The sequence below is a fragment of the Leptospira abararensis genome (assembly GCF_016918735.1).
In the GTDB taxonomy this organism is placed as follows: domain Bacteria; phylum Spirochaetota; class Leptospiria; order Leptospirales; family Leptospiraceae; genus Leptospira_A; species Leptospira_A abararensis.
On the sequence record NZ_JAFFPR010000062.1, the window covers coordinates 1 to 2,083 of the forward strand.

The following is a 2,083-nucleotide window of genomic DNA, read 5'->3' on the forward strand; positions in this document are numbered from 1 at the left end:
CCAAGAAAGGTTTCCAAAAAGCGTTACCCTTCTCCTGCAGCATAACCGTTACCCATGTCTTGAAGTCATACCAAAATCTTTTCGAAAATAAGAAAAAAAGATTAAAAATGGATTATTTGGAGAAAAGTAAAGATTGACATCTACGTAACAAGAATTCATCATTATACGTATAGGTGTTTCTGTATGAATACTAAACTTACACTATCTCTTGATGACAAAATAATAAAACAAGCAAAGGAATTTGCTAAGCAGAGAAATAAAAGTTTATCTAAACTGATAGAAGACTATCTAGGAGGAATTTCTTCTAAAATCCCATCTAATGAAGAGAATCTTCCACCTGTGACAAAAAAATTAGCAGGAATACTAAAAGGTAAAAAAGAAATTGATATTAAAAGTGATATAGCTCATTTTCTTGAAAAGAAATACAAATGATTCAGAATGTTTACCTAGATTCTGATGTTATTATCGACTATCTATATGCAAGAGAACCTTTCTTTCAGGAATCTGTAGAACTGATTTCACTAATAGAAAATAAAAAAATTAAGGGCTATATTTCTTCACTAATTATTTGGAATATTTTCTATATTCTAGCAAAGTATACAAATGAGAAATCTGCTAGAGCATTAATTAAAGAATTCAAAACTATTATAGAAATAATTCCAATTGATGAAAAAATAATCGATCTTGGATTAAATTCTTCAATAAAAGATTTTGAAGATTCAATTCAATACTTTGCAGCAAAATCAAAAAAAATTAAATATATTCTAACTAGAAATAAAAAAGATTATCCCAATGGAGAAATTAAGCCTTTAAGTCCGAAAGAATTTCTTACAATTTTTAAAGAATAAGATTGGAAATACCTTTTAGAATTGTCTCCAGCGCATAACAGCGTGGAAACGCTTCGCTTCGGCACTGCCGGCCTCGCTCGGGCTTTGCCACATTCCTCTCCGTCACGCTTCTTGCTCTGCAAGAAGACGCGCCGACGCTAACGCCTCTACGAGGCTCAGCTACGAGGAACGTCGTCTCCCCTAGTTCGTTATGCGTAATTTTTCAAAAAATTTTAAAGGAAACTATGAAAAATAATTACATACTAATGGTTCTACTATTTTGGTCTTGCTCTTCGTTGAATTTGATTTCACCAGGTTTGACTTCCGAAAATAGAATTGGAAAAACATCAAATGCCAAATTTGAAGAATCCTCCTTTTACGGTACAAAAAATTACCAAATAAATTTGTTTTTTATTGAAAAACTTAATTTCAACGCCATTTTTGATGATCCGAATAATATCATTCATCAATCAAATAAACACAATTTTTTTAAAAACATTAAGGAATCTGATATATTATTCCTTTCCGAAATATGTTTTGATAAGGAGAAATTCAGAAATAGAGAATTAGATCTATACCTTTACGATTATTCTTTAAATGGCCATCAATACTTAAATAAAATTGAATATATTTACCCTTATTCCTTTACTGAAAAAGGAACAAAAATTCAATTAGAACGTCCTTTGATCGTAAATGATAACTATCCTAATCAACTTAATATTATAAAAACATCAGAAGATTTCGTTACTTGTTCAAGATCAATAATTAAATTCGATAAGCTATTTTACAATGAAGGAAAAAATACTTTAATTATTAAAACTCCGAGAAAGTCTCAATTCTCTTTTGATTTTGTAATGAAAAATGGTTTATTTGAAAAACAAAATAATGATGATATAGATTTAAATATTAAACTCAAAAGTAGACTATGAAAAACTACGCATAACAGCGACTTACCGCTACGCTTCGGGACAAGCCCTCGCTCGGCCTACGGCAAATTCCCTTTCTGTCACTCGTTTGCATCCGCAAACTCCGTGCCAGTCCCTAACGTCCCGTTCGGGACTCAGGGTCAGGGAACTTCGGTAAGTCTAGTTCGTTAGTTGCAATTGCGCGAACCCAAAGCTTAAGAATAACAATTTGTGTAATCAAAGGCAATTATATGATTGACTCACACATATAATCGTGTAAGAATTGAATTACTTATGGCCACTAATCTAAACATTGACTCCAAATTACTTGATGAAGCTTATTCAATAAGT

The 2,083-nt window shown here is 31.5% G+C and carries 3 protein-coding genes; all 3 read left to right on the forward strand.

Going from position 1 to position 2,083, the window contains the following annotated elements; genetic code table 11:
- Window positions 1-183: 183 nt before the first annotated feature.
- The 3 genes from JWG40_RS19665 (at window position 184) to JWG40_RS19675 (ending at window position 1,756) form a co-directional block, all read left to right on the forward strand.
- The gene (locus JWG40_RS19665; RefSeq protein WP_205287468.1) at window positions 184-432 is read left to right on the forward strand and encodes a DUF6364 family protein; all 249 of its coding nucleotides are present in this window, start codon (window positions 184-186) and stop codon (window positions 430-432) included.
- Complete coding sequence (locus JWG40_RS19670; RefSeq protein ID WP_205287469.1) at window positions 429-848, forward strand: type II toxin-antitoxin system VapC family toxin; 420 nt, start codon at window positions 429-431, stop codon at window positions 846-848. Before JWG40_RS19665 ends, JWG40_RS19670 begins: the two co-directional genes overlap by 4 nt.
- Before the next feature lie 224 nt (window positions 849-1,072).
- Entirely contained in the window at window positions 1,073-1,756 is a 684-nt protein-coding gene (locus JWG40_RS19675) for a hypothetical protein (RefSeq protein WP_205287470.1), read from the forward strand.
- Window positions 1,757-2,083 lie beyond the last annotated feature (327 nt).

Excerpts from the sequence above, each read along its gene's own strand:
- JWG40_RS19665 (WP_205287468.1), top strand. The coding sequence starts at position 184 with ATGAATACTAAACTTACACTATCTCTTGATGACAAAATAATAAAACAA.
- JWG40_RS19670 (WP_205287469.1), top strand. The coding sequence starts at position 429 with ATGATTCAGAATGTTTACCTAGATTCTGATGTTATTATCGACTATCTA.
- JWG40_RS19675 (WP_205287470.1), top strand. The coding sequence starts at position 1,073 with ATGAAAAATAATTACATACTAATGGTTCTACTATTTTGGTCTTGCTCT.